Annotated in this window: 28 protein-coding genes and 1 riboswitch; of the genes, 23 read left to right on the top strand and 5 right to left on the bottom strand. The window is 71.4% G+C overall.

Annotated elements, in window-relative coordinates:
* Nucleotides 1-49 precede the first annotated feature (49 nt).
* Nucleotides 50-1,489, bottom strand: coding sequence for a gamma-aminobutyraldehyde dehydrogenase (locus tag ACF08W_RS22610; protein ID WP_352276367.1), 1,440 nt, complete (start codon nucleotides 1,487-1,489; stop codon nucleotides 50-52).
* Between the two features lie 160 nt (nucleotides 1,490-1,649).
* Here ACF08W_RS22610 and ACF08W_RS22605 point away from each other — a divergent pair, with 160 nt between their 5' ends.
* The 4 genes from ACF08W_RS22605 to ACF08W_RS22590 all read left to right on the top strand — a co-directional run bounded on the left by ACF08W_RS22605 (nucleotide 1,650) and on the right by ACF08W_RS22590 (nucleotide 5,645).
* On the top strand, nucleotides 1,650-2,156 hold the full coding sequence (locus ACF08W_RS22605) for an Lrp/AsnC family transcriptional regulator (RefSeq protein ID WP_352276365.1): 507 nt from the start codon (nucleotides 1,650-1,652) through the stop codon (nucleotides 2,154-2,156).
* Nucleotides 2,141-3,520: an aspartate aminotransferase family protein gene (locus ACF08W_RS22600; protein ID WP_352276364.1), complete on the top strand. Its 1,380-nt coding sequence runs from the start codon at nucleotides 2,141-2,143 to the stop codon at nucleotides 3,518-3,520. The genes ACF08W_RS22605 and ACF08W_RS22600 overlap by 16 nt, the downstream gene beginning before the upstream one ends.
* Before the next feature lie 218 nt (nucleotides 3,521-3,738).
* Nucleotides 3,739-4,476 carry an ABC transporter ATP-binding protein gene (locus tag ACF08W_RS22595; RefSeq protein ID WP_392280327.1) on the top strand — a complete coding sequence of 246 codons (738 nt, stop codon included), beginning with the start codon at nucleotides 3,739-3,741 and terminating at the stop codon, nucleotides 4,474-4,476.
* Nucleotides 4,458-5,645, top strand: a complete 1,188-nt coding sequence (locus tag ACF08W_RS22590) for a hypothetical protein (protein WP_392280326.1) — start codon at nucleotides 4,458-4,460, stop codon at nucleotides 5,643-5,645. Before ACF08W_RS22595 ends, ACF08W_RS22590 begins: the two co-directional genes overlap by 19 nt.
* A 133-nt stretch (nucleotides 5,646-5,778) precedes the next feature.
* Here the strand turns inward: ACF08W_RS22590 and ACF08W_RS22585 are convergent, their stop codons facing one another.
* From ACF08W_RS22585 to rlmN, 4 genes are all read right to left on the bottom strand, one after another.
* The gene (locus ACF08W_RS22585) at nucleotides 5,779-6,804 is read right to left on the bottom strand and encodes an ABC transporter ATP-binding protein (protein ID WP_392280325.1); all 1,026 of its coding nucleotides are present in this window, start codon (nucleotides 6,802-6,804) and stop codon (nucleotides 5,779-5,781) included.
* A 22-nt stretch (nucleotides 6,805-6,826) separates the two neighbouring features.
* Nucleotides 6,827-8,440: an ABC transporter permease gene (locus tag ACF08W_RS22580; RefSeq protein WP_392280324.1), complete on the bottom strand. Its 1,614-nt coding sequence runs from the start codon at nucleotides 8,438-8,440 to the stop codon at nucleotides 6,827-6,829.
* A 95-nt stretch (nucleotides 8,441-8,535) separates the two neighbouring features.
* Nucleotides 8,536-9,645, bottom strand: coding sequence for a thiamine ABC transporter substrate binding subunit (locus ACF08W_RS22575; protein WP_385212032.1), 1,110 nt, complete (start codon nucleotides 9,643-9,645; stop codon nucleotides 8,536-8,538).
* 73 nt (nucleotides 9,646-9,718) lie between these two features.
* Nucleotides 9,719-9,835: riboswitch (TPP riboswitch) on the bottom strand.
* 99 nt (nucleotides 9,836-9,934) lie between these two features.
* The gene (gene rlmN, locus ACF08W_RS22570) at nucleotides 9,935-11,041 is read right to left on the bottom strand and encodes a 23S rRNA (adenine(2503)-C(2))-methyltransferase RlmN (protein WP_352276357.1); all 1,107 of its coding nucleotides are present in this window, start codon (nucleotides 11,039-11,041) and stop codon (nucleotides 9,935-9,937) included.
* Between the two features lie 592 nt (nucleotides 11,042-11,633).
* On the opposite strand from rlmN, the gene ACF08W_RS22565 reads away from it, so the two are divergent.
* The 19 genes from ACF08W_RS22565 to ACF08W_RS22475 all read left to right on the top strand — a co-directional run bounded on the left by ACF08W_RS22565 (nucleotide 11,634) and on the right by ACF08W_RS22475 (nucleotide 23,912).
* Nucleotides 11,634-12,371 (top strand): GntR family transcriptional regulator, encoded by a 738-nt coding sequence (locus ACF08W_RS22565; RefSeq protein ID WP_392280323.1) that lies wholly within the window; start codon nucleotides 11,634-11,636, stop codon nucleotides 12,369-12,371.
* Nucleotides 12,372-13,021: 650 nt separating this feature from the next.
* On the top strand, nucleotides 13,022-13,474 hold the full coding sequence (locus tag ACF08W_RS22560; RefSeq protein ID WP_392280322.1) for a protein kilB: 453 nt from the start codon (nucleotides 13,022-13,024) through the stop codon (nucleotides 13,472-13,474).
* Nucleotides 13,475-13,486: 12 nt separating this feature from the next.
* Nucleotides 13,487-13,648, top strand: a complete 162-nt coding sequence (locus ACF08W_RS22555; RefSeq protein WP_392280321.1) for a hypothetical protein — start codon at nucleotides 13,487-13,489, stop codon at nucleotides 13,646-13,648.
* A gap of 101 nt (nucleotides 13,649-13,749) precedes the next feature.
* Entirely contained in the window at nucleotides 13,750-13,905 is a 156-nt protein-coding gene (locus ACF08W_RS22550; RefSeq protein WP_392280320.1) for a hypothetical protein, read from the top strand.
* Nucleotides 13,906-14,000: 95 nt separating this feature from the next.
* Nucleotides 14,001-14,306, top strand: a complete 306-nt coding sequence (locus ACF08W_RS22545) for a hypothetical protein (RefSeq protein ID WP_392280319.1) — start codon at nucleotides 14,001-14,003, stop codon at nucleotides 14,304-14,306.
* Nucleotides 14,303-14,650 (top strand): hypothetical protein, encoded by a 348-nt coding sequence (locus tag ACF08W_RS22540; RefSeq protein ID WP_392280318.1) that lies wholly within the window; start codon nucleotides 14,303-14,305, stop codon nucleotides 14,648-14,650. Before ACF08W_RS22545 ends, ACF08W_RS22540 begins: the two co-directional genes overlap by 4 nt.
* On the top strand, nucleotides 14,647-15,501 hold the full coding sequence (locus ACF08W_RS22535) for a hypothetical protein (RefSeq protein WP_392280317.1): 855 nt from the start codon (nucleotides 14,647-14,649) through the stop codon (nucleotides 15,499-15,501). The genes ACF08W_RS22540 and ACF08W_RS22535 overlap by 4 nt, the downstream gene beginning before the upstream one ends.
* 5 nt (nucleotides 15,502-15,506) lie before the next feature.
* Nucleotides 15,507-15,854 carry an RRQRL motif-containing zinc-binding protein gene (locus ACF08W_RS22530; RefSeq protein ID WP_392280316.1) on the top strand — a complete coding sequence of 116 codons (348 nt, stop codon included), beginning with the start codon at nucleotides 15,507-15,509 and terminating at the stop codon, nucleotides 15,852-15,854.
* Nucleotides 15,844-16,236, top strand: coding sequence for a DUF3307 domain-containing protein (locus ACF08W_RS22525; RefSeq protein ID WP_392280315.1), 393 nt, complete (start codon nucleotides 15,844-15,846; stop codon nucleotides 16,234-16,236). The genes ACF08W_RS22530 and ACF08W_RS22525 overlap by 11 nt, the downstream gene beginning before the upstream one ends.
* A 15-nt stretch (nucleotides 16,237-16,251) precedes the next feature.
* Nucleotides 16,252-16,791 carry a plasmid transfer protein TraA gene (gene traA / locus ACF08W_RS22520; RefSeq protein ID WP_392280314.1) on the top strand — a complete coding sequence of 180 codons (540 nt, stop codon included), beginning with the start codon at nucleotides 16,252-16,254 and terminating at the stop codon, nucleotides 16,789-16,791.
* Nucleotides 16,792-16,805: 14 nt separating this feature from the next.
* Nucleotides 16,806-18,827, top strand: coding sequence for a plasmid transfer protein TraB (gene traB / locus ACF08W_RS22515; RefSeq protein WP_392280313.1), 2,022 nt, complete (start codon nucleotides 16,806-16,808; stop codon nucleotides 18,825-18,827).
* Nucleotides 18,828-19,056: 229 nt separating this feature from the next.
* A complete protein-coding gene (locus ACF08W_RS22510) occupies nucleotides 19,057-19,488 on the top strand; it encodes a hypothetical protein (protein WP_392280312.1) in 432 nt (143 codons plus the stop codon).
* An 11-nt stretch (nucleotides 19,489-19,499) separates the two neighbouring features.
* Complete coding sequence (locus tag ACF08W_RS22505; RefSeq protein ID WP_392280311.1) at nucleotides 19,500-19,646, top strand: hypothetical protein; 147 nt, start codon at nucleotides 19,500-19,502, stop codon at nucleotides 19,644-19,646.
* A 187-nt stretch (nucleotides 19,647-19,833) separates the two neighbouring features.
* Nucleotides 19,834-20,163 (top strand): hypothetical protein, encoded by a 330-nt coding sequence (locus tag ACF08W_RS22500; RefSeq protein ID WP_392280366.1) that lies wholly within the window; start codon nucleotides 19,834-19,836, stop codon nucleotides 20,161-20,163.
* Between the two features lie 15 nt (nucleotides 20,164-20,178).
* Nucleotides 20,179-20,484 (top strand): hypothetical protein, encoded by a 306-nt coding sequence (locus ACF08W_RS22495; RefSeq protein ID WP_392280310.1) that lies wholly within the window; start codon nucleotides 20,179-20,181, stop codon nucleotides 20,482-20,484.
* Nucleotides 20,485-20,580: 96 nt separating this feature from the next.
* Nucleotides 20,581-21,501: a bifunctional DNA primase/polymerase gene (locus ACF08W_RS22490; RefSeq protein ID WP_392280309.1), complete on the top strand. Its 921-nt coding sequence runs from the start codon at nucleotides 20,581-20,583 to the stop codon at nucleotides 21,499-21,501.
* On the top strand, nucleotides 21,498-21,842 hold the full coding sequence (locus ACF08W_RS22485; RefSeq protein ID WP_392280308.1) for a hypothetical protein: 345 nt from the start codon (nucleotides 21,498-21,500) through the stop codon (nucleotides 21,840-21,842). The genes ACF08W_RS22490 and ACF08W_RS22485 overlap by 4 nt, the downstream gene beginning before the upstream one ends.
* Nucleotides 21,839-23,380, top strand: coding sequence for a YfjI family protein (locus ACF08W_RS22480; RefSeq protein WP_392280307.1), 1,542 nt, complete (start codon nucleotides 21,839-21,841; stop codon nucleotides 23,378-23,380). The genes ACF08W_RS22485 and ACF08W_RS22480 overlap by 4 nt, the downstream gene beginning before the upstream one ends.
* 310 nt (nucleotides 23,381-23,690) lie before the next feature.
* A complete protein-coding gene (locus ACF08W_RS22475; protein ID WP_392280306.1) occupies nucleotides 23,691-23,912 on the top strand; it encodes a helix-turn-helix transcriptional regulator in 222 nt (73 codons plus the stop codon).
* Nucleotides 23,913-23,925 lie beyond the last annotated feature (13 nt).

Raw genomic sequence — 23,925 nt, 5'->3', positions numbered from 1 at the left:
GCCCGGGGCCGTGACTGCCGGCCGGTTGTTCGCCGGCCGTGTCCGCTCGTCAGCCGTCGAGGGAGGTCATGACGTGCTTGATGCGGGTGTAGTCCTCGAAGCCGTAGGCGGAGAGGTCCTTGCCGTAGCCGGACTTCTTGAAGCCGCCGTGCGGCATCTCGGCGACGAGCGGGATGTGGGTGTTGATCCACACACAGCCGAAGTCGAGGTTCTTGGACATGCGCATGGCGCGGGCGTGGTCCTTGGTCCACACCGAGGAGGCCAGGGCGTACTCGACTCCGTTGGCGTACTCCAGGGCCTGGGCCTCGTCCGAGAACTTCTGGACGGTGATGACCGGGCCGAAGACCTCGTTCTGGATGATCTCGTCGTCCTGCTTGAGGCCGGAGACGACCGTCGCGGCGTAGAAGTAGCCCTTCTCGCCGACGCGGTGGCCGCCCGCCTCGACCTTGGCGTGGGCGGGCAGACGCTCGATGAAGCCGCTGACCTGCTTCAGCTGGTTGGCGTTGTTGAGCGGCCCGTACGCCACGTCCGCGTCGTCCGGCAGACCGGTCCTGGTGTCGGCGGCGGCCTTGGCGAGCTCGGCGACGAACTCGTCGTGGATGGACTCGTGGACCAGGACGCGGGTCGCGGCGGTGCAGTCCTGGCCGGCGTTGAAGTAGCCCGCGCCGGCGATGCCCTCGACGGCCGTGGCGATGTCGGCGTCCTCGAAGACGACGACCGGGGCCTTGCCGCCGAGTTCCAGGTGGACGCGCTTGACGTCCTTGGCTGCGGACTCGGCGACCTGCATGCCGGCCCGTACCGAGCCGGTGATGGAGGCCATCGCCGGGGTCCGGTGCTCGACCATCGCGCGGCCGGTGTCCCGGTCGCCGCAGATGACGTTGAAGACGCCCTTGGGCAGGATCTGGCCGATGATCTCGGCGATCAGCACCGTCGACGCCGGAGTGGTGTCGGACGGCTTGATGACGACGGTGTTGCCCGCGGCGAGCGCCGGGGCGAACTTCCAGACCGCCATCATCATCGGGTAGTTCCACGGCGCGACCTGCGCGCAGACGCCGACCGGCTCGCGGCGGACGATGGAGGTCAGGCCCTCCATGTACTCACCGGCGGAGCGGCCCTCCAGGAGCCGGGCGGCGCCCGCGAAGAAGCGGATCTGGTCCACCATCGGGGGGACCTCTTCGACCCGGGTGAGCTCGATCGGCTTGCCGGTGTTCTCCGACTCGGCGGCGATCAGGTCCTCGGCGCGCTCCTCGAAGGCGTCCGCGATCTTCAGCAGGGCCTTCTGGCGCTCGGCGGGCGTGGCGTCGCGCCAGGCGGGGAACGCGGCCGCGGCGGCTTCCATCGCGGCGTCGACATCGGCCTGGCCGGAGAGCGGCGAGGTCGCGTAGACCTCTTCCGTCACCGGGTTGACCACGTCGATGGTCCGCCCGTCAGCGGCGTCCCGGAACTCTCCGTTGATGTAGTTGCGCAGACGGCGCACCTCGGTGGTCACAACCACCCCTCCTGTCACACGTCAATGGGTGAGATCCCCAGCGTAGTGGTTGGGGTGTCGCTTTCGACATGCCCACCCGCCGCGAACTTCGGATTCAGTGAGATCGAGACCCTCAAACAACGGATTTCATCGATCTGGGGTTGCCAGACGGACGAGTCCCGTGCACAGTGGATGCGTGGCCAGTCGCAGCGCAGACTCCAGGACCGGGAACGGATCGTCACCAGCGGTCGATGCCGTCTCCCTCGCCATCATCGAGCAGCTCCAGGAGGACGGGCGCCGCCCGTACGCCGCCATAGGCAAGGCCGTCGGCCTTTCCGAGGCAGCCGTGCGGCAGCGCGTCCAGAAGCTGCTGGATCAGGGCGTGATGCAGATCGTCGCCGTCACCGATCCCCTCACCGTGGGGTTCCGGCGCCAGGCGATGGTCGGCATCAATGTCGAGGGCGACCTCGACCCCGTCGCCGAGGCACTCTCGGCCATGGCCGAGTGCGAGTACGTGGTGATGACCGCGGGCTCCTTCGACCTGATGGTGGAGATCGTCTGCGAGGACGACGACCACCTGCTGGACACGATCAACAAACGCATCCGGGCCCTGCCCGGTGTGCGCTCCACCGAGAGCTTTGTTTACCTGAAGCTCAAGAAGCAGACCTATATGTGGGGAACCCGATAGCCGTGAGCAAGGACCTCAGCCGAACCGCGTACGACCACCTGTGGATGCACTTCACCCGCATGTCGGACTACGAGACCGCGCCCGTTCCCACCATCGTCCGTGGTGAGGGCACCTACATCTACGACGACCAGGGCAAGCGCTACCTGGACGGCCTGTCCGGCCTGTTCGTGGTCAACGCCGGTCACGGCCGTCACGAGCTCGCCGAGACGGCGTACAAGCAGGGCCAGGAGCTGGCCTTCTTCCCGGTGTGGTCCTACGCCCACCCGAAGGCCGTCGAGCTGGCCGAGCGCCTGGCCGACTACGCGCCGGGCGACCTCAACAAGGTCTTCTTCACCACCGGTGGCGGCGAGGCCGTGGAGACGGCCTGGAAGCTGGCCAAGCAGTACTTCAAGCTGCAGGGCAAGCCGACCAAGTACAAGGTCATCTCCCGCGCGGTCGCCTACCACGGCACCCCGCAGGGCGCTCTGTCCATCACCGGTCTGCCGGCCCTGAAGGCCCCCTTCGAGCCGCTGGTCCCCGGTGCCCACAAGGTGCCGAACACCAACATCTACCGCGCCCCGATCCACGGCGACGACCCCGAGGCCTTCGGCCGCTGGGCCGCCGACCAGATCGAGCAGGAGATCCTCTTCGAGGGCCCGGAGACCGTCGCCGCGGTCTTCCTGGAGCCGGTGCAGAACGCCGGTGGCTGCTTCCCGCCGCCGCCCGGATACTTCCAGCGGGTCCGCGAGATCTGTGACAAGTACGACGTGCTGCTCGTCTCCGACGAGGTCATCTGCGCCTTCGGCCGCCTCGGCACGATGTTCGCCTGTGACAAGTTCGGCTACGTGCCGGACATGATCACCTGCGCCAAGGGCATGACCTCGGGCTACTCCCCCATCGGTGCCTGCATCGTCTCCGACCGCGTCGCCGCGCCGTTCTACGAGGGTGGCAACACCTTCCTGCACGGCTACACCTTCGGTGGCCACCCGGTCTCCGCGGCGGTCGGCCTCGCCAACCTCGACATCTTCGAGCGCGAGGGCCTCAACCAGCACGTGCTGGACAACGAGAACGCCTTCTTCACCACGCTGCAGAAGCTCCTCGACCTGCCGATCGTCGGCGACGTCCGCGGCAACGGCTTCTTCTACGGCATCGAGCTGGTGAAGGACAAGGCCACCAAGGAGACCTTCACCGACGAGGAGACCGAGCGCGTCCTGTACGGCTTCCTCTCCAAGGCGCTGTACGAGAACGGCCTGTACTGCCGGGCCGACGACCGTGGCGACCCGGTCGTCCAGCTCGCGCCGCCGCTGATCTCCGACCAGTCGACGTTCGACGAGATCGAGGGCATCCTGCGCAACGTCCTCACGGAGGCGTGGACCAAGCTGTAACCACCTCCGCGACGGCCGGCCGACCACGGATCGCCGGCCGTCGCCCACGCACGGTGCCTACGGCCCGGATGCGCCCAATCGAGTGGGAGGGACGCATCCGGGCCGTGTGCTGTGCGCTCACCGCGGTTCGAATCCTTACGGTGCCGGTGACCGATCGGCCTTGTTTTCGTTCCCCCGTACGAGGGACGGGAATTTCGATCTGAACCGAGGTGTACGCCATGGTGGCCCCGCCGGACAACGATGTGATCTGGGCGCGTTCCCTGCACCACTCCCACAACGGATCGCCCGCCCTCGGCGGTGTCTCCGTCGGGGTCCGCGACGGCGAGATCCTTGCCGTGACCGGCCCCCGGGGCTGCGGAAAGACCACCCTGCTGCACTGTCTGTCCGGTCAGCTGGTGCCCGAGCAGGGCGAGGTGTGGTTCAACAGCGTGCCCGTCCACACCATGGGCCCCCGGCTGCGCGAGCGGCTGCGCCGCGACCGCTTCGGCTGGATCGCCCCCGAGCCGCAGCTGGTGCCCGAGCTGAACACCTGGGAGAACACCGCCCTCCCGCTGCTGCTGCGCGGCACCCCGCGCCGCGAGGCGAAGAAGACCGCCCTGGAATGGCTGGAACGGCTCGACATCGGCGGCTGCGCCCGGCAGCGGCCGCATACCCTGCTCCAGAACCAGCGCCAGCGGATCGCCGTGGCCCGCGCCCTGGCCGGCGCCCCCACCGTGATCTTCGCCGACGAGCCCACCGCGACCCTGCACCGCGACGACCGCACCCACGTCCTGCGCACCCTCACCAGCGCGGCCCGCTCGCACGGCATCACGATCGTGCTCGCCACCCACGACGCGGAGATCGCCGCCCTCGCCGACCGCGCGATCCCGCTGCTGGACGGCCGCCGGATCGCCACCGTCGCCCTGCCCGACAGCTCCGACACCGAAGGCCGGCCGGCGTGCTCGCTCTCCGTCTAGCCCGGGGCTCCCACCCGCTGGTCCTGCTGCGGCGGCTGCTGGTCGCCGCCGCCTCCGCCGGGGTCGGCTTCCTGCTGCTGTGCACGCTCAGCCACGCCGCCGCGCATCCGGAGCACGCCGACGCGGCGGTGCCGCGCCTGCTGTGGTGCCTGGTGCCGCTCGCCGCCACCGTGCAGTTCGCGGTCGCGGTCACCCGCACCGACCCGAGCACCCGGCCCCGCTCCGGGCTCTCCGCCGTGGGCCTCGGGCCGGTCCGGCTCGCCGTGCTCGGCGCGGTCTCCACCGCCGTCTCCTGCACCCTCGGCTCCGCCCTGGCGCTGCTCTTCTTCCTGCATCTCCGCGGCGACCTGTCCGGACTGCCGTTCGACGGCGCGGCGGCCGGGCTGCTCGACGCCGGTGCCCCGCTGCCGCTCGCCGCCGCGCTGGTGCTGCTGGCCCTGGTCCCGGTGAGCGCGGCCGGGCTGAGCGCCTACGCGCTGCGCGCCGAGCGGGTCCCCGCGCCGGTCTCCCCCAAGGTCCCCGACCCGGACGTCCTGACCGAACCGGAACCGCCCGACCCGGCGGCACCCCCGGCGGGGCTGCCGTGGGGGGTGGCACTGGCCTCGGCCGGTCTCGCCATCGAGGCGTACATGGCGCGCGGCGGCGGGCGCGGCCTGCTCCCGCTGCCCGGCCGGACGGAAGCCACCCCCGCCGGGGTGCTGGCGGGCTGGACGCTGGCGGCCCTCGGGCTGGCCGTGGCGGGACCGGGCCTGGCCCATCTCTGCGGACGGCTGCTCCAGGCGGTGCGCCCCGGCGCCGTGCGGCTGCTGGCGGGCCGGGTGCTGATGGACGAGGCGCGCCGGATCGGGCGTCCGCTCGGCGTGGTCTGCGCGGTGCTCGCCACCGCGGTCGCCGGTTACGCGCTGTACGGGGCCGGGAGCCGTCCGCCCGGCCCGCTGGCGGCACTGGGCGGGGTGCTGGTGCTCGGCTGTACGACGGCGACCCTGCTGACCTCGGCGCTGGAGGCCCGGCAGGACCGGGCGCGGACGGCACGCGCGCTGCTGCGGCTCGGGGCCCCCGCCTCGGCCCTGCGCGCCGCGACCGCGCTGCGCGCCACCGCCCTGCTGCTGGTCTTCGCCCCGCTGACCTGGCTGGTCGCCGAGCTGGCCGCGCTCCCGCTGGCCGCCTGAGCCGAACCCGCAGGCCAATTCCTCCGGGCCGAACCGTTTCCTCCGGGCCGTCTCCCCGGACCGTTCTTCCGGGCGGGCCGGATCGCGAGTCCGGCACGGTCCGGAAGGGACGGCCCACGGCCCCGGTGCCGGATCAGCGGGCGGGCTCCAGGACGACGACCTCCGCCGCGTCGAATCCGACACCGACCGCCGCCCCTTCCTCGGGGGCGTCCCGGGGCGCGCACTCCGCCTCCAGCTCCGGGCCGGTCGGCGGGGTCAGCCGCACCATGACCCGGCTGCCGCGGAACGTCCGCCCCCCGGCCACGCAGCGCAGCCCCTGCTCCGGGGAGCCGATCCGTACCCCGGCCGGCCGTACCAGCAGCTCGCACGCCCCCTGCGGCGAGTCCTCCGGCACCGGCACCTTGCCCCACACCGTCTCGGCGACCCCACCGGTCACCGTCGCCGCCACCACGTTGTCGAAGCCGAGAAAACCGGCCACGAAGGCGGAGACGGGCTGCCGCCACACCTCCAGCGCGGTGCCCACCTGGGCGATCCGGCCCTCGCGCATCACCACCGTCCGGTCGGCCAGCGCGAACGCCTCGCCCTGGTCGTGCGTGACGGCGAGCACGGTCGTGCCCAGCTTCCGGAAGAGCGCACGCAGTTCGACGACGAGCCGTTCGCGCAGCCCCCGGTCGAGCTGGCCCAGCGGCTCGTCCAGCATCAGCAGCTTGGGGCGCGGGGCGAGGGCCCGCGCGAGGGCGACGCGCTGCTGCTCGCCGCCGGAGAGCGTGGCGACGGCGCGCCGCTCGGCCCCGGGCAGGCCCACCAGGTCGAGGAGTTCACCGACCCGGCGTTCCTGGTCGCGGCGGGAGGCGCCGCGCATCCGCAGCCCGAAGGCGACGTTGGCGCCGACGTCCCGGTGCGGGAAGAGCTGATGGTCCTGGAACATCAGGCCGAGGCCGCGCCGGTGCACCGGCACCCCGGACTGGTCCGCACCGTCCAGCAGCACCCGGCCGCCGTCCAGGCGCTGGAGCCCGGCGACCACCCGCAGCAGGGTGGACTTGCCGCTTCCGCTCGGCCCCAGCACGGTGACGATCTCGTGCTCGGCGACCGCCAGATCCACCGCGTCGAGCGCCGCCCGCCCGCCGAAGCGGACGGTGGCCGATTCCAGTGTCAGCATTTCCAGAACTCCCCGGACATCTCTAGAACTCGCCGGTCCGGTCCGTACGGACTCGTTCGAGCAGCAGCAGCGAGACGGCGCAGACCACCATCAATAGGGTGCTGAGCGCCATCGCCTGGCCGTAGTTCAGCTCCCCGGCCCGCCCCAGCAGCCGGGCCACGGCGACCGGCAGCGTCGGCCGGTCGGGCCGTGCGATGAACACCGTCGCGCCGAACTCGCCGAGCGAGACGGCGAAGGCGAAACCGGCCGCGACCAGCAGCGCCCGCCGTACCAGCGGCAGATCGACCTCCCGCCAGGCCCGCAGCGGCGAGGCCCCGAGCACCGCCGCCGCCTCCCGCAGCCGCCCGTCCACCGCGCGCAGCACCGGCAGCATCGTCCGTACGACGAAGGGCACCCCGACCAGCGCCTGGGCGAGCGGCACCAGGATCCAGGAGGTCCGCAGGTCCAGCGGCGGCTCGTCCAGGGTGATCAGGAAGCCGAAGCCGACGGTGACCGCGGAGACCCCGAGCGGCAGCATCAGCAGCGCGTCGAATCCGCGCGCCAGCCGGCCCGCCCGCCGGGTCAGCGCCGCGGCGGCGAGCCCGCCGATCACCACCGCGATGGCCGTGGCGACCAAGGCGTACTGGAGGGAGTTGGCGACCGCTTCGAGCGGCGCGACCAGGAACGTACCGCCGCTCGCGTCCGCCGATCCCAGCGCCCGGTAGTAGTCGAGCCCATGGCCGTCCCCGGTGTTCACGGAGCGCTCCACGAGCACCCCGAGGGGCAGCAGGATCAGCAGCAGTACGGTCAGCAGCACCCCGCCCAGCAGCGCCCACTGCCCGGCACCGCGCGGCCTGTGCGCCGTGCGCGCCGGGTCGACCAGGCGCAGAGCTCTCTCCCTGCGCCGGACGGTCCAGGCGTGCACGGCGAGGATCGCACCGACCGCGGCGAACTGCACCAGGGTCAGCACGGCGGCGGTCGGCAGGGCGAGGAGCTGCGCGGTCTGCCGGTAGATCTCCACCTCCAGGGTGGCGAAGCCGGGACCGCCGAGGATCTGCACGACCCCGAAGGAGGTGAAGGTGAAGAGGAAGACCATCAGCGCGGCGGCGGCCACAGCGGGGGCCAGCGCGGGCAGGGTGACCCGGCGCCAGGCGGCGAACCGTCCGGCGCCCAGCACCCTGGCGGCCTCCTCCTGCCGGGGGTCGAGCTGGGCCCACAGCCCGCCGACCGTGCGGACGACCACCGCGTAGTTGAAGAAGACATGGGCGAGCAGGATCGCCCAGACGGTGGTGTCGAGCCGTACGCCCCAGAGTTCGTCGAGGAATCCGCCGCGCCCGAGCAGGGCCAGGAAGGCGGTCCCGACGACGACGGTCGGCAGCACGAACGGCACCGTGACGACCGCCCGCAGCAGTTGCTTGCCGGGGAAGTCGAAGCGGGCGAAGACATAGGCGCCGGGCAGCGCGATCAGCAGGGTCAGGGCGGTCGAGGCGAGCGCCTGCCAGCAGGTGAACCAGAGCACCTCGCGGATCTCCGGCCGGCCCAGCACCTCGCCGATCCGCCCGAACTGCCAGACACCGTCCGTCTTCAGCCCCCGGCCGACGATCGCGGCGACGGGGTAGGCGAAGAACAGCGCGAAGAACGCGACGGGCACGGCCATCAGACCGAACCGCGTCGCGCCCCGCCGCAGGGCCGGACCGCGGGCCGGGCGCACGGCTCCGCCGCCCGGTCCCGGCCCGCGTCCCGCGGTCCTCGTTACTTCACGACGAGCGAGGACCACGACTGGACCCACTGCTCACGGTTCTTGGCGATCAGTTCCGGGGCGACGGTCCCGGGCCGGTCCACCGTCGCGCCGAACTTCGTGAACAGCTCCGGCAGCTTCGCGTCCCCGGAGACCGGGTTCACGAACATGTTGAGCGGCATGTCCTCCTGGAACCTCTTGCTGATCAGGAAGTCCAGCAGGGCCTTGCCGCCCTTCTCGTTCGGCGCCCCGTCCAGCAGCCCGGCGAACTCGATCTGCCGGAAGCAGGCGCCGGTGACCACGCCGGTCGGGGCCTGGGCCGGCTGCGGCTTCGCGTACAACACCTCGACGGGCGGGCTGGAGGCGTACGAGACGACGAGCGGCCGGTCTGCCTTGGCCTTCTTGCCGCCCGCCGAACCGGAGAACTCCTCGTTGTACGCCTGCTCCCAGCCGTCGACGACCTTGACACCGTTGGCCTTGAGCTTCTTCCAGTAGTCCTGGTAGCCGTCCTCGCCGTAGGCCGCGACGGTGCCGAGCAGGAAGCCGAGGCCGGGCGACGAGGTCGCGGCGTTCTCGGTGACCAGCAGGTTCTTGTACGCGGGCTTCGCCAGGTCGTCGAAGCTGGCCGGCGGTGCCAGCTTCCTGTCGGCGAAGTACTTCTTGTCGTAGTTGACGCAGATGTCGCCGGTGTCGACCGGGGTGACCCGGTGCTCGGCGTCGAGCACGGTGTCCTTCGCGACCCGGTCGAGGCCCTTGGCCTCGTACGGGGTGAAGAGCCCGCTGTCGAGGGCGCGGGAGAGCAGGGTGTTGTCGACGCCGAAGAACACATCGCCCCGGGGCGAACCCTTGGTCAGGATCTCCTGGTTGAGCGCGACGCCCGCGTCCCCGCTCTTCAGTACCTTGACGGTGTAGCCGGTCTCCTTGGTGAACTCCGCCAGGACCTCCTTGGAGGCGTTGAAGGAGTCGTGGCTGACCAGCGTCACGGTCTTGGAGCCGGGGCCCTTGGTGCCGCCGGAGCCGGCGGACGTGTCGTCGGAGCCTCCGCATCCGGCGAGTGCGGTGACGCCGACCGCGGCGGCGAGGGCCGAGACCGCGAGCCGGCCGGTCCTGTGTGTGGTGCTCATTGTGGATTCCTCCTGGGTTTTGGCCAGGAAGAGACGCGGCCCCACCCGCGGAAAGCGGGCAGGGCGCAACAGCATGAGTTGATGACCGAACTTCCTACCCGGAATGACCCGGGCGAGGTTCAGAGGGTCTGCGGCCGACCTGTCCTCGGTGCCGCACTCTCAGCGCTGTGGCGCTCCCCTGTCGGAATATGAAGTTGATTTCGGGCACAGAGTACACGGGCCTCGACGGCCACCCCGGGGGGTGTCCGTTCCGGCCGTCCTCCACCGGACCGGACACCCCCCGGCGCACTCAGCGCTCGGACGCCGCCAGCTGCCCGCAGGCCCCGTCGATCTCCTGGCCCCGGGTGTCCCGCACGGTCACCGGCACGCCGTGGGCGGCGATCGCCTCGACGAAGGCCCGCTCGTCCTCGGGCCGCGAGGCGGTCCACTTGGAGCCGGGCGTGGGGTTCAGCGGAATCAGGTTGACGTGTACACGCTTGCCCTTGAGCAGCCGGCCCAGCCGGTCGCCGCGCCACGCCTGGTCGTTGATGTCCCGGATGAGCGCGTACTCGATGGAGATGCGACGGCCGGACTTCTCCGCGTACTCCCACGCGGCGTCCAGCACCTCGGCCACCTTCCAGCGGGTGTTCACCGGCACGAGGGTGTCGCGCAGTTCGTCGTCCGGCGCGTGCAGCGACACGGCGAGCCGGCACTTGAAGCCCTCGTCGGCGAAGCGGAGCATCGCCGGCACCAGGCCCACGGTGGAGACCGTGATCCCCCGCTGCGAGAGCCCCAGTCCGTCCGGCTCCGGGTCGGTCAGCCGACGGATCGCGCCGACCACCCGGTTGTAGTTGGCGAGCGGCTCGCCCATGCCCATGAAGACGATGTTGGAGAGCCGGGCCGGACCGCCGGGGACCTCCCCGTCCCGCAGCGCCCGCATGCCGTCGACGATCTGGTGGACGATCTCGGCGGTGGACAGATTGCGGTCGAGCCCGGCCTGCCCGGTCGCACAGAACGGGCAGTTCATCCCGCAGCCCGCCTGCGAGGAAATGCACATCGTCACGCGCTCGGGGTAGCGCATCAAAACGGACTCCACGAGCGTCCCGTCGTGGAGCTTCCAGAGCGTCTTGCGGGTGGTGTCGTCGTCGCAGCTGATGTGGCGGACCACCGACATCAGGTCGGGGAACATCGCCTCGGCGAGCTTCTCCCGCGAACCGGCGGGAATGTTGGTCCACCCGGCGGGGTCGTGCGTGTACCGCGCGAAGTAGTGCTGCGAGAGCTGCTGGGCGCGGAACGGCTTCTCGCCGATCGCGGCGACGGCCTCCCTGCGCTCGGCGGGCGTGAGGTCGGCGAGGTGCCGCGGCGGCTTCTTGGCTCCGCGGGGCGCGACGAAAGTGAGTTCTCCGGGCTTAGGCATGGTTCATCCAGTGTCGCAGACACGCCGTGGTCCTCCGGGCCGTCGCCCAGCTCAGGCCAGGCGACGGCTACGCGGAGCCGGTCGTCATTGGTCGTCACCGGTTGTCACTGGCAACCCTTCGACGGCCCACAGACGGCCCGGCGTCATGGCTCTACCACAGGTAAAAGCCCCAGGTGGGGAACCGCGCGCCCGCAAGGCATGCCACCATCGGTGCGCTTCCCAGCAGCTCTTACCGCTTCTTGCGGATGCTGCGCTTCTTCGCCTTGGCTTCTTTCTCCTTGCGCTGCGCGACCCCATAGGCGGACCAGGGCCCCTGATGCTTCGCGCAACGAGAGGTGCCTACTACTGCGAGATTTCGGCACGCCGTACCGGCATTGGTTCGAGCGCCGCACTTGGACTGTGATGCCATTGCCTGCCCTCCATGAATCTACGAGTTCTGGACCAGGGGCAGGCTTCCACTGAGTGCCGCGCCGGAGGAGGCGTATCCGCGAGGCACGGAAGCACGCTCGGGATCACCCGCGCTGCCCCTCCGACAGGCAGGCGAGGGCTGGTGTGCCAAGCTGTAATGACCACCCTAGGGAAGTGAGGAGTAATGGCGGAAAACGCCAGGGACATCGCCGACGTACTGCGTGAACGCATCCGCTCCGGCGATCTGGCTCCCGGCGTGCGACTGCCCGGCGAGCCCGCCCTAGTGAAGTCGTACGGAGTAGCCAAGGAGACAGCACGTCGGGCCCTGATGCTGCTGGTCAGCGAAGGGCTCGCAGTGCGCCGCAAGGGAAGCGGCACATACGTCCGGGAGTTTCAGCCCATCCGTCGGGTCGCGAATCGTCGACTCGCGCAGGAAGGCTGGGGATCGGGACGATCGATCTGGAGTTCCGACGTGGGCGAGCGCCCCATGCAGGTCACGGACCTTCGTGTATACGAGGCGCCGGCCCCGGCTGACGTGGCGCGCGTCCTGGGCTTGGCCGACGGAACTCCCGTCATCGTGCGAGACCGCTTGTTCACGGTGGAGGGCGAGCCGGTACAGGCGGCCGTCTCCTACCTGCCGGCCGACCTCGTTCGCGAGTCACCTATCGCCCGACAGGACACCGGACCAGGGGGAACGTACGCGCGCTTGGCCGAGCTCGGAGCCAAGCCGGTTCGGTTCATCGAGGAGCTGCGGTCGCGCATGCCCAGCCGGGAAGAATCTGAGCGGCTACGGCTGGCTGACGGAACTCCCGTAGTCGAGATCTACCGGACAGCACTCACAGCCCAGGACAGACCGGTCGAGGTAAACCGGATGTTGCTGGACGCCGGGGCATACGTCATGGAGTACCACATCACCGGCTGACGCAACTTGCACACAGCCCCCGAAGGACCCGCTGTCGCGGGTCCTTTTTTCATGCTCGCTTGACCTCCCTAGGGAGATCCGCTTTAAATATCCCTAGGGAGGTTCACGCGAACCTAAGCCCGCGAGGGCTTCTTCGTCGTGGGCGGACCTTGCTCAGCAACTCCATAGCGCGATCCACCGCAGCACGACGGCCGTGACAGCACCGGCCGAGGCGAGTGGAGACCAGTCGGCAGAGAAAGGGCCCCCGTCACACCGGGGCCCGACAACCCAAATGGGAGCTACGCCACCGACTTGAAAGAACCGCATGGCACACATTGACGCTGCCACCTCAGACGTCCGGGACTTCGGTACTCCCCGGATCGAGCAGCGCCGTGCGAACAGGAGAACCGAATCCTGTCCCTGTCCCCGCCTCGCTAGGAGGTCGGCATGAGCCGACGGCATACCAAGGCGTCACCCGCACTGGACCCGCGCGAGTGACTGCGCCCTCCGCGTCGGCGGCCGAGCAAGCAGGCCGCCAGTTCGACCGAACTTCCTGCGGCTATCGCAGGCCGGTTGCCTCCTCCGCCCGTCCGGTTCCGCGCTCAGCGCGAGGGCTGTACGGGCGGGGCTGAGGGGAGTCGGAGAGTCCGGCCCCGGAAGGGGAAAGCCCGATGGAGATCGCCGCTGCTGTTGTCGCGGTCGTCGGCACCGTGCTGGGGGCCGCCGTGGTTGGCGTCCAGCAGTACTTCGCGGTTCGGGCCCAGCGCCGGCAGGCACTGCGGGACCGGGCCATGACCGCCCTGGGCGACCTGATCGTCGCCCTGGCAGATCACCGCCGCGCGATGTGGACGCGGGAGGACCTGCGCCTGTCCGGCGCGGCCCCGGCCGATGTGGCTGAGGCGCGCGAGGCAAGCCACGTCACCCGCTCGGCCGTCACCGCCCCGCAGGTCGCCCTCACGGTGCTGCTTCCGCAGCTCCGGCGCGACATTGACGGAGCGGTCCGTGCCACGTACGAGATGCGCCACGCCCAGACCGTCGAGGTCTTGGCCTCCCGCCGTGAGGCCGCCGTATCCGCGGCCGACGCGCTGACCGCCACGGCAGCGCACATTCTGTCCCGCCCCTGACCAGGAGGACTCATGGACCGCCTTGAGGAAGTACTCGCCCGAGCCGCTCAGCGGCAGAAGGAACTGGACGAGATGCACGCCGACTACGAAGCCATCGACGCAGCCGAGTACGAGGAGTTCAACCGCGAGATGGACGCCCGCGACGCCGCCCGCGCCCGGCGCTACCAGGACTGAGCACCACCGCCCCGGCAGTCACGCCGTGAGGGCGCCGGATCGGATCCGGCCCGGGGCACGAGCCGCCCGCAGCAGCGAGCGGCCAGAGAGAGGACCCAGCCATGCAGAAGAGTTACGAAGACCTCCGCGACGAGATGGCCGCCGAGCGGGCGGCCGAGGAAAGGGCGTCCCAGGCCGCGTGGGAGGCCGCCCACGGGCCCATCGACTACCAGGACGTCGTCTACGGCTGTCACGGCAGCCACGGCTGGCGCAGCTAGCTCGCAGCACCCACCCCGAAACGGCGAGCGGTCCCCAGGTGGCACCCCGGGGACCGCAGTCGGGCCGTTCCATTCAAGAGGAAGAGAAGAGACCCATGAAGAACATCGTTGCTGGTCGCGAGCCCGTTACCGCGACCGAGTTCGTCGAGCTGTCGCTCGGCATCGACCTGGAGCTGTTCACCGGCCCGGACGCCGAGTCCGCCCAGGAGCGGGCGGCCCGGCTGGACGTCGCCCGTGCGGTCCTCGCGGAGCTCCGCGAGACCGACCCGGAGGTCGCCGAGTACGCGGCCTCGCTGCTGCGGACCCTCCCGATGAAGCCCCGCACCGCCCCGTCCCGGCGTCGTTCGGGTCGCCGCCCGGCCACCGCCGCCGTTTCGACCGGTTCGGCGGTGGCGGCATGAGCGCGCCGACGATGAGTCGCCTGTCCGCTGCGGTCACGGTCCTCGCGTCGCTGACGGAGACGTTCTCCGGCCTGCCGGCGCTGAGCCCGGCGGTTGCGGTGCACTGCCCCGACCGGCTGACCCTGACCGCCTACGACAGCTTGTCCAAGTTCGAGGCGTGGCGGGCCGCTCTGGGCATCGACCCCGCCGAGGTGTCCATGGACGCCGAGGGCGGGGTTGGCCCCCTGATGTGGCTGGAGACCAGCACGGTCATCAAGGGCGTCACTGTCCGGCTGGTCGGCTTCGGGCAGGTCCGGGAGGACCGCCGTGCGGAGACGGACCTCGTGGGGGCGATGACCGTATGAAGCGGACCGCTCCCGCCTCGCAGATCGCGGCGTTGCAGTCGCTCCAGTCCGGTCTGACGAAGGTTCTGATCACGGTCGCGGTGGTCGCGCTGGCGTTCACCGCGACGAACGTGACCCTGTTCGCGATCGACCACCACATCAGCGTGTGGATCGCGTGGCTGCTGGACCCGATGGTCGCGGTCGCGCTCGGCGCGGTCCTGATCGTGGACGGCCGCCTGTCCGAGCACGGCGTCAAGCCCTCCGGGTGGGCCACCGTGCTGCGCTGGTTCGCCGGTCTGGGGACGTGGCTGATGAACTGCTGGAGCTCCCTTTGGCCCGCCGGGGCCGGTTTCGGGGTGCCTCGGCAGATCGACCCGGCCGGTCTCGTCCTCCATTCCATCCCCCCTGTCCTCCTGATCGTTCTGGCTGAAGCGATCACGTTCTACCGGCGCGCGATCCTCGACCGGATCGCCGACCTGCGCGAGCAGGTGGACGCCAGGGTGGAAACGGTGGACACCGAGCCCGTCCACCCCGCGTCCCCCACCATGTCCACCCCGGCCGCACCCGAGGCGCCGCTCCCGGCCCCGGCACCCGCCCCGGTGGCAACACTGCCGGTCATCTGCGGTGCACAGCGGGTGTATCCCCTGGCCGTCCCCCCGCTGTCCACCCCGGACGACGACGGGCCCGAGACCGGGCCCCGGCTGAGCGCCGAGGAGGCCGCCGAAGTCATCCGGCAGTGCTTCCTCGACGGCGACACGATCAGTCAGGCTGCGGTGAAATCCACCCGGTCCACCTCCTACGTCCACAAGGTCTACGGCCGCCTCGCCAACCCCCCGGAGGACGGCCCCGGATTGCTCCTCGTGGCGGGGTGACGGCCATGGCATCCACCCCCGTCTACCGCTGGCGCCTCGCCCCCGAGGGCCTGGCCACCCGCCGTCAGCTCCGCGCCCTCGGGCTGCGGCCCGGCGGGCAGGACGTTGTCGCCCAGCTCGAAAGGCCCCGCCGACGGCGGGGCCCGCTGGTCGCCTACCTCTACCGGGTCGACCGGGCCCGGCCGGTGCGGCCGATGACCCCGGCCCGCCGGGCCGCGCTCGCCGCCGCGATGACCGCCCGCCGCACCTGCCCCGTCTGCCGGCAGGACCGCGGCTACTGCATCCCCCGGTCGCTCGGCATGTGCGTGACCTGCCACGACAACCCCACCGAAGGGGAGTCCCGTGTTCGCTGACATCGCGTTCCTGCTCTACCTCGGCCACCTGATCGCCGACTACCCGCTGCAGACCGACCACCAGGCCGAGCACAAGGCCGGGCCCGGCCTGGCCGGATGGCGGGCGAACCTCAGCCACGCCACCACACACGTCGTGGTCTGCGGCCTCCTCCTCGCGCTCGGTGCGGCCGTGCTCGGGTGGCGGCTCCCGGTGCTGCCTGCTCTGGCCGCGCTGGTGTGGATCGGGGCCACGCACGCGGTGATCGACCGGCGCTGGCCGGTGGCTGCCTGGATGCGCTGGGCCCGCCAGGAGTCCTGGGCCGCCGCCGGTGGTACCGCGCACGTCGACCAGACCGCCCACATCGCCGCGCTCGTCGTCGCGGCCCTCTGCCTCTCCGCCTGAAAAGGAGCACACATCATGGTTTTTGCCCAGTCGAACGTTCCCCCGCAGGCCGGTCCGGCCGGGGCTGCCGGGGCGCAGACCAAGAACACCAACACGAAGAACTGGACGGGTTTCGCTCCGTCCTTCGGGCTGAACTTCAACGTGCAGCAGGGCCCCGCCCCGGCCGCCGCCCCGGCGGCCGGGGGGCAGGGGATGCCGGGCCAGGGCGGGTCGCACTTCGTGCTGGGTGAGCCGTCCTTCGACAGCACCGACGACGTGCGGTCCTACTGCAACCACGTCCGTGCCCTGATGCTGCAGGCGTCGATCGAGCTGGCGATCGCCTCGAAGATCCTGGAGGCCCGCCTCGCGCAGGCCCAGACACTGCCCGGCGACAACCCGATCCAGGGCCGCATGAGGGCGCTCAAGGTCTCCCGGAAACTCAAGAAGGCCGCCGACGGGGCGACCGCCGCCGCGAAGAGCGCGGTCGGAGCGCACGCCGCGTTCACCCGGGAGTACGCCGACCTGATGCGCCCGCGCCCCCAGCGCCCGTCGACCACCAACCCGTTCAAGTTCTGAGAAGGGTCCACCTCATGAGCAGCAAGCAGAAGGACGTGGCTCAGCAGCACGAGGAGCGGCTGAACTCGGGGTCCGGGACGTCGAAGATGTCGTCGTGGCTGTGGCACCGGACCAAGCCCTACACCCCGCCGTGGATCGTGACCGGTGGTGTGTTCGCCGCTGGTGCCGGGGCCAACCTCCAGTGGGAGGGGGCCCCGTGGGCGGGGGTCGGACTGACGCTCGCGTCGGTGGGGCTGACGGCCGCGACGTGGTGGGCGGGGCGGGCGGCGGGGCCGCAGCGCCGTCTGCACTCGGCAATCACCGTGGCGGCCGGGACGGGGTGGGTGACCGCCGCTGCCCTGTCCGGGCCGCTGACCGGTCCGCTGCCCGACCTGTACCTGATGGGCGGCGCCGCCCTGGCCCTGTCGTGGAACATCCGCCAGGCCATGCGGGCCTCGGCTCCCGAGGGCTCGGCGGCGGCCGCGGACAAGGGGCTCCTGGAGAAGGTCGGGCTCGCCCGCACCAAGCTCCGCGACGTGAAGGTCGAGCCGAACCGGGTGACCGTCCCGTACGAGCTGCCGGCCGGTGAGCTGACCAACGATGACGTGGCCAAGGCGATCCCCCGGATCGCGTCCGCGCTCGACGTGCCGACCACCGCGATCCGCGTCCAGCACGACCCCGACTCCGCGAGGAAGGGCCAGTTCGTCATCGTGCCCGAGGACATGCTCAAGGACGCCACCCGGTGGCCCGGCCCGTTCGCTCCGGGACAGTCCGTCGCCGTGCCGCTGCGGGTCGGCGTGTACGACGACGGCTCGGACCTGGTCCTGCCGCTGCTCGACGCGATCCACATGCTCGTCATGGGGATGACCGGCTCCGGGAAGACCGAGGGCGCGCTCGACGTCATGTTCGAGCTGCTGTCCCGCAAGGACGTCGTGGTCTGGCTCGCCGACGCGGCCAAGGGCGGACAGGACTTCATGCCGCTGGTCCCCGCGATGGACTGGGCCGCTCTCGACAGCGCGTCCGCCGCCGCGATGGCCGCCACCGTCCAAGCCGTCATCCCGGTCCGGGCCGCCTGGCTGCGCGACCACCGCTACCGGGCGTGGGAGCCCGCAGCCGCACAGAAGCAGACCGACCCCGCCCACTCCTGCCGCAAGGACGGCACCGCGTGCGGCTGTGACGGACTGCAGTACCTGGTCGCCTGGTTCGAGGAGGCCGCCAAGCTCCTGCGGGAGATGGGCGAGGACACCTTCACCGGCATCGCGCAGGAGGCCCGGTCGGCGGGCGTCACCCTGGTCATCTCCATGCAGCGCGCGTCCGGCTACCAGCTCTCCACCGACACCCGCGCCTCGCTCCCGGCGGCCATGTGCTTCGGGGTCCGGGGCGACGACGCGGGGTTCGCCCTCCCCGAGGAAGTCCTGGACGCGGGCGCCAACCCGGCCGCCTGGGGCAACAAGCGCAAGGGCTACGTGTACCTGGTCTCGGCCGGGGTGGACGAGGACCTGTACGCCAACCCCGCCCGCACGTTCTGGACCGGCCCGTCCGGCGAGTACGAGAAGGCCGCCGCCTGGATCGTCAGCGAGTTCGCAGCCGTGCGCCCCGAGCTGGACGCGGTGACGGCCCGGGGCGCCGAGCAGGTCGCGGGCCAGATGTTCACCGGCCGCCGCGAGCGCGCGGCCGGCGCCCCGCTCCCGGCCCCCGCCGTGGCGGTGACCGAGCAGGAAGCGTCCGCCCAGGAGGTCGCCTCGCTCGTCGACGCCGAGGACGCCGAGCACGACGCGACCGCCGAACTCCCGGCCGCCGCCGGATCGGCCGCGCTCCCCGCCGCGAAGCCGTCGCCCGAGGAGGCCCGCGAACTCCTCGACGAAATGGTCCGGATGCTCGCCTCGGTCGGCCCCGGCACCGTCGCGGTCAAGAACCTGACCCCCTACCTGGAGCAGATCGGCCGCGAACGTTCCTGGGTCTCCAAGGAGATGAAGCGGATGGCGGAGGAAGGGCGCCTGGCCGCGACCGGCGAGGCGGGCGTCTACCGCCTCCTCCCCGCCCTCGCCGCCGCCTGACAGGGACCCGCACACCCCCGCACACCCCGCACACCCGCACAGCGCGAATCCCCACGTCACACGGCGTGTGAATCGGCCCGCACACCGCCCCGCACACCCGAATCACACCCCGCCGCACAGGGCCGCCCCGCACCCCCAGGGGCGGCCCTCACACACCCGCGAGGCACCCATGGACACCCCTCCCCACCCCCGCCACATCCCCCCCGACAACCACCCCGCCCCCCTTCCGATGACCGACGCCGAAGCCGCCGCCGAAGCCGAACGGATCATCACCACCGCCTTCCACGACCCGACCCCGCTCCCCGCGTACGGGCCGACACCCCCCGTCCCCCAGCCCGGCCGCCCACCCATGTCCCAGAAGGCCACCGACGCCAGCGCGCTCATGCTCTCCGGCAGCGTCGCCGCCCTCTCCACCGGCGGCGCCACGTCGCTCGTGCTCTACACCCTCGGCCAGGTCGACCCGGTCACCCTCGCCCTCGGCGCCGCCGGACCCGTCGCCCTCGTCCTCGCCGCCGGATCCCTCCTGCGCTCCCTCGGCCGCGCACGAGCCGACACCCACACCGAACACCACCACCACTACACCGGCCCCGTCACCCAGGACCACCACACCACCCACACCACCACACGCGGCCTCTGGGCCAAAACCACCAACCAGTCCTGAGAGGACCCCCCATGCCGACCTCCCCCCGCAGGCCCTCCTACCCGGCACCCGTGAACCCCTCCGGCAGCGGCCCCGGCCGCTGGAACGACGCGGGCGGCCAGGGCCCCAACACCCAGCCCGTCCGCGTCCCCCGCCGCCCGCGCCCCACCGCCTCCTGACGCGGGCCGCCACCTGCACCCTCCACTCGAAAGGACATCCGGGATGCCTGGCAGCCGCCCTCTCGTCCACCGCTTCAGCGACGCCGTCGCCAGCCTCTCCGGCACGCGCACCGTGCGCTGCCTCACCCCCGGATGTGGCGTCCGCATCCGCCACCGGGCCCTCACCCCCGGCGACGCACACGACCTCATCCACCTCGCCACCACCCACACCCTCCACGCCCCCGAGCAGAAGGCGCGGGCCGTACGGCTCCGCGTCCAGCGCTCCACCTGGCCCCGGCCCGCGCTGATCCTCACCGAAACCCCCCGCCCCGACTGCCCCGACTGCGGCGGCGAGGGCGGACACCACCACGACTACGGCGACCACGAAGGCGAGTACGCGGGCACCGAATGGGAGCCGTGCGTGTGCTGGGACGAGACCCAGCGCTGGACCCTGCTGAAGCTCCCCGCCCGGCCCCGGTGGCTACGCCGCCGCCGCGATGTCGCGGACCCGTGGGCCAGCAACGAACCGCCCTTCTAAGTGAAAGGACCCTGTATGACCGACATCGTGACTGTGAAGCTCGACGTCCAGAACAAACCCGATATCCAGTACAGCTGCGACTTCGCCCTCACCCCGCAAGTCATCACCCTGATCTACCGGCTCGACCTCCCGGACCCCTCTCCGGAAGGCATCCACCCGATCCGAGCAGAGGTCGAAGGGCGCGCCTACAAGCTCCGCCCGACCTCAATGGGCATGGACCGCAACCGCCGCTGCCGCTGGTTCTACCGCGCCCACCCGGAGTTCTGGCCCGACTGGCTGATCCAGCTCGGGGCCGAATACCGCCCGCAGCGCGGCGCCTGACACCAGCACAACCGAGGGCGGCCCCGTCCTCACGCCAATGAACCCGGGGCCGCCCTCGTCCAGCACAACTCAACCGTGGAACTGGAGGAGTCCAGCATGACCCACCCCACCCTCATCCGGCGAGACCAGCCCCTCCTGACCGCCGCCCTGGACGCGGCCGAGCGCGGCTGGCACGTCTTCCCCCTCCGCCCCGCCGACAAGCGCCCCGCCCTCCACGGCGAAGCTGTCTGCCCCGGGATCGGGGACTGCGCGGGCGGGCATCGCAAGTGGGAGGACCGGGCCACCATCGACCCGGACCGCATCCGCCGGGCCTGGGCCGACCGCCCGTTCAACATCGGCATCGCGACCGGCCGGTCCGGGCTGGTCGTCGTCGACCTCGACATGCCCAAGCAGAAGACGAAGAGCAGCACGGGCACGCCTTGCGGCGTGACGACCTTTCAGGCGCTCTGCGAGCGCGCCGGGCACCCGGTGCCCACCACCTACCGGACCCGGACCGCGAGCGGCGGGCACCACCTCTACTTCACCGCCCCGCCCGGATCCCGGCTGACGAACAGTGCGGGCAAACTCGGCAGGCTCATCGACACCCGCGCCCACGGCGGATACGTCGTCGCCGCCGGGAGCTTCACCGCGACCGGCCCCTACACCGTCACCGACCCCACCCCGCCCATCCCGCTCCCCGGATGGCTGCACACCCTCCTCGCACCCCGCCGCTCCTCCCGCGTCCCGTCGCCCAGCGCGTCCTCGACCCGGGCCTCCCGGTACGCCAGCGCCGCGCTCCGGGCAGAGACCGCGACCGTACGGGCCGCTCCGGAAGGGGAACGCGACTGCACGCTGCTCTCGGCGGCGCGAGCACTGGGGCGGTTCATCGCGTGGGGCGACCTTCCCCGATCCGGGGTGGAGGAGGCTCTTCAGGAGGCGGGGGAGGCGGCCGGCCTGTCACCGCGCCAGTGCCGCTCGACCGTACGCAGCGGTCTGAACTGGTCCATCGCGCACAACCCGCAGCGGAGGGCCGCGTGAACCGCCCTCCCCGCTCCTCCCTGAAGAGCCTTCCCGCTCACCCCACCGGCCCCGGCCCCGCCGAACCGGCCCAAGCCAGTCGGGGCGGTGGTGCGGCGAAGAACGCCGCCGAAGGCGTCCCTTCTGGTCCTGACCCGCAGGCCGGGCATGGGCGCCGCCCGATCGCCTGGCTCATCATCACCGCCCCGCGCGGCGCTACCCCCACCGCAACCAGTACGTGTGACTGCGGCCGGGATCTCTTCGCCGCAGGCCACCGCCGCGTCCTCGCCCTGATCGACGACCACGCCCGCCACCGCGACCTCTGCCCGCTCCGCGCCACCGAGGAAAGGAACGTCTCATGAGTCCGCACGATCCCGAGCTGTGGGCCGGGTTCGAGGAGATGACCCCTGAGGATGTCGCCGGACCTGTGTGGGACGAGCCCGTGCCGCTCAACCCGCGCGGCCAGCTCCCGGTCTTCCCCGTCGACGCGCTGCCCGACTGGCTCGCGGCCATGACGGCCGGTGTCGCCGAGGAGACGCAGACGCCCGTCGACCTCGCCGGGTGCCTCGCGCTGGCCGCCATCGGCACCGCCGCCGGCGGGCGCCTGACCGTGACCGTGCGCGGGCAGTGGAGCGAGCCCGTCACCCTCTACACTGCCGTCGCCCTCCCGCCCGGCAACCGCAAAAGCGCAGTGTTCGGGCTCATGACCAAGCCGCTCCTCGCCGCCGAGAAGGCCCTGATCGAGCTCACGGCGCCGCAGAGGGCCGAGGCCGCCGCCTCCGCCCGGATCGCGAAAGCCGCGGCGGAGAAGGCCGAGAAGATGGCCGCGAACGCCGAGGCCGACAAGCTGGCCGACCTGACCGCCCAGGCCATCTCGCTGTCCGAGGCCGCCGAGCGGGCCGTCGTCCCGTCCGAGCCCCAGCTCGTCGCCGACGACGTCACCGCCGAAAGCCTGACCACTCTGCTCGCCCAGCAGGACGGGCGGATCGCGATCCTGTCCGCCGAAGGGGAGATCTTCGAGATCATCGCCGGACGCTACTCCGGCGTCCCGAACATGGGGATCTTCCTCAAGGGCCACGCGGGAGACATGGCCCGCGTCAACCGCCAGGCCAGAGACGCCCAGTACATCGAGAGCCCCGCCATCACCATGGGCCTCGCCGTACAGCCGGAAGTCCTCGACGCCATCGGGCAGATCAAGGGCGCCGACGGCCGCGGACTGCTCGGACGGTTCCTCTACTCCAAGCCCAAGTCGCTCGTCGGCTACCGCAACCTCACCCCGGAGCTCCTGAACCCTGAGGTCGCCGACACCTACGCGAAGAAGCTCGGTGGCCTGGCGCTGACTCTCGCGGGCTGGACCGAGACCGCCGCGCTCACCCTCACGCCCGAGGCGGACGCGGTTCTCCTGGCCTACCAGCGCGTCTCCGAATCCCGGCTCCGAGAGGACGGACCACTTCGCCCGATCGTGAACTGGGCCGCCAAACGCGACGGAGCCGTCGCCCGCATCGCGGGGCTCCTCCACCTCGCCACCCACCCCGAGGACGCCTGGACCCGGCCGATCGAGGCCGCCACGATGGCCGCCGCGACCGAGATCGGGGACTACTTCACCGCCCACGCTCTCGACGTCTTCAACGCCATGAAGGCCGACCCCGCCCAGGGCCCCGCCCACACCCTCCTGACCCACCTGACCGAGACCCGCACCCCGACCTTCACCAAACGCGACCTCTTCCGCGCGGTGCCCCGCAGCGAGTTCCCCGCCATGGGCGACCTCGACCCCGCCCTCAACCTCCTGGAGGACCACGGCTGGGTCCGCCAGCAGCCCCCGCCGCCCCGCACCACCCGCGGCGGCCGACCGCCCTCCCCCCGCTACGAGACCCACCCCCGCCTCACCCGCGCCGCCTGAAAACCCCCGAAACCCGTGACAGAACTGACAGAACCTCCCGACCAGCTGCCTGACCTGCGCAAACGGCCACTTCCGGGGCTCTGACAAAACCTCCGGAAACTCTGACAGAACTCAAAAAACCTCGCCCACCCGGCGAGCGGCCCGCCGTGACAGAACCTAGGTTTCCGAGGTTCTGTCAGAGTTTTTTGAGGTTTTGTCACAGCGGCCGAAGCCACAGAATCAGCAGGTCAGCGGGCATACGGCGAGGTTCTGTCAGTTCTGTCAGCACTTTCCGGGGTTTCTGAACCCCGGGCCGAGCTGAAGGAGCCCGATGGCCACCGCCAAACCGCCCCAGCCCGCCGCCGAACTTCCCACCCGCTACCTCACCCCCGACGACCTCGCAGCGCTTCTGTCCGTCCCACTGGAGACGGTCTACGCCTGGCGGAAGAAGCGCACCGGCCCGCCCGGATTCCGCATCGGCAAGCACCTCCGGTACGACCCCGGCGCCGTGCACGCCTGGATCGGCGCGCTGACCGAACACCACGCTGCCTGACCGCCCACCACCC

Source organism: Streptomyces sp. NPDC015144, assembly GCF_043079735.1.
In the GTDB taxonomy this organism is placed as follows: domain Bacteria; phylum Actinomycetota; class Actinomycetes; order Streptomycetales; family Streptomycetaceae; genus Streptomyces.
This window is presented reverse-complemented; position numbering and strand designations above follow the sequence as displayed.

Bases quoted from the DNA above. Each gene is read 5' to 3' on its own strand.
- ACF08W_RS22580 (WP_392280324.1), bottom strand. From the start codon at position 8,440: ATGGCCGTGCCCGTCGCGTTCTTCGCGCTGTTCTTCGCCTACCCCGTC.
- ACF08W_RS22495 (WP_392280310.1), top strand. From the start codon at position 20,179: ATGACCGACATCGTGACTGTGAAGCTCGACGTCCAGAACAAACCCGAT.
- ACF08W_RS22555 (WP_392280321.1), top strand. From the start codon at position 13,487: ATGGACCGCCTTGAGGAAGTACTCGCCCGAGCCGCTCAGCGGCAGAAG.
- traB (WP_392280313.1), top strand. From the start codon at position 16,806: ATGAGCAGCAAGCAGAAGGACGTGGCTCAGCAGCACGAGGAGCGGCTG.
- ACF08W_RS22530 (WP_392280316.1), top strand. From the start codon at position 15,507: ATGGCATCCACCCCCGTCTACCGCTGGCGCCTCGCCCCCGAGGGCCTG.
- ACF08W_RS22550 (WP_392280320.1), top strand. From the start codon at position 13,750: ATGCAGAAGAGTTACGAAGACCTCCGCGACGAGATGGCCGCCGAGCGG.
- ACF08W_RS22575 (WP_385212032.1), bottom strand. From the start codon at position 9,645: ATGAGCACCACACACAGGACCGGCCGGCTCGCGGTCTCGGCCCTCGCC.
- ACF08W_RS22545 (WP_392280319.1), top strand. From the start codon at position 14,001: ATGAAGAACATCGTTGCTGGTCGCGAGCCCGTTACCGCGACCGAGTTC.
- ACF08W_RS22540 (WP_392280318.1), top strand. From the start codon at position 14,303: ATGAGCGCGCCGACGATGAGTCGCCTGTCCGCTGCGGTCACGGTCCTC.
- ACF08W_RS22595 (WP_392280327.1), top strand. From the start codon at position 3,739: ATGGTGGCCCCGCCGGACAACGATGTGATCTGGGCGCGTTCCCTGCAC.
- ACF08W_RS22510 (WP_392280312.1), top strand. From the start codon at position 19,057: ATGACCGACGCCGAAGCCGCCGCCGAAGCCGAACGGATCATCACCACC.
- ACF08W_RS22480 (WP_392280307.1), top strand. From the start codon at position 21,839: ATGAGTCCGCACGATCCCGAGCTGTGGGCCGGGTTCGAGGAGATGACC.
- ACF08W_RS22475 (WP_392280306.1), top strand. From the start codon at position 23,691: ATGGCCACCGCCAAACCGCCCCAGCCCGCCGCCGAACTTCCCACCCGC.
- rlmN (WP_352276357.1), bottom strand. From the start codon at position 11,041: ATGCCTAAGCCCGGAGAACTCACTTTCGTCGCGCCCCGCGGAGCCAAG.
- traA (WP_392280314.1), top strand. From the start codon at position 16,252: ATGGTTTTTGCCCAGTCGAACGTTCCCCCGCAGGCCGGTCCGGCCGGG.
- ACF08W_RS22535 (WP_392280317.1), top strand. From the start codon at position 14,647: ATGAAGCGGACCGCTCCCGCCTCGCAGATCGCGGCGTTGCAGTCGCTC.
- ACF08W_RS22505 (WP_392280311.1), top strand. From the start codon at position 19,500: ATGCCGACCTCCCCCCGCAGGCCCTCCTACCCGGCACCCGTGAACCCC.
- ACF08W_RS22560 (WP_392280322.1), top strand. From the start codon at position 13,022: ATGGAGATCGCCGCTGCTGTTGTCGCGGTCGTCGGCACCGTGCTGGGG.
- ACF08W_RS22585 (WP_392280325.1), bottom strand. From the start codon at position 6,804: ATGCTGACACTGGAATCGGCCACCGTCCGCTTCGGCGGGCGGGCGGCG.
- ACF08W_RS22490 (WP_392280309.1), top strand. From the start codon at position 20,581: ATGACCCACCCCACCCTCATCCGGCGAGACCAGCCCCTCCTGACCGCC.
- ACF08W_RS22565 (WP_392280323.1), top strand. From the start codon at position 11,634: ATGGCGGAAAACGCCAGGGACATCGCCGACGTACTGCGTGAACGCATC.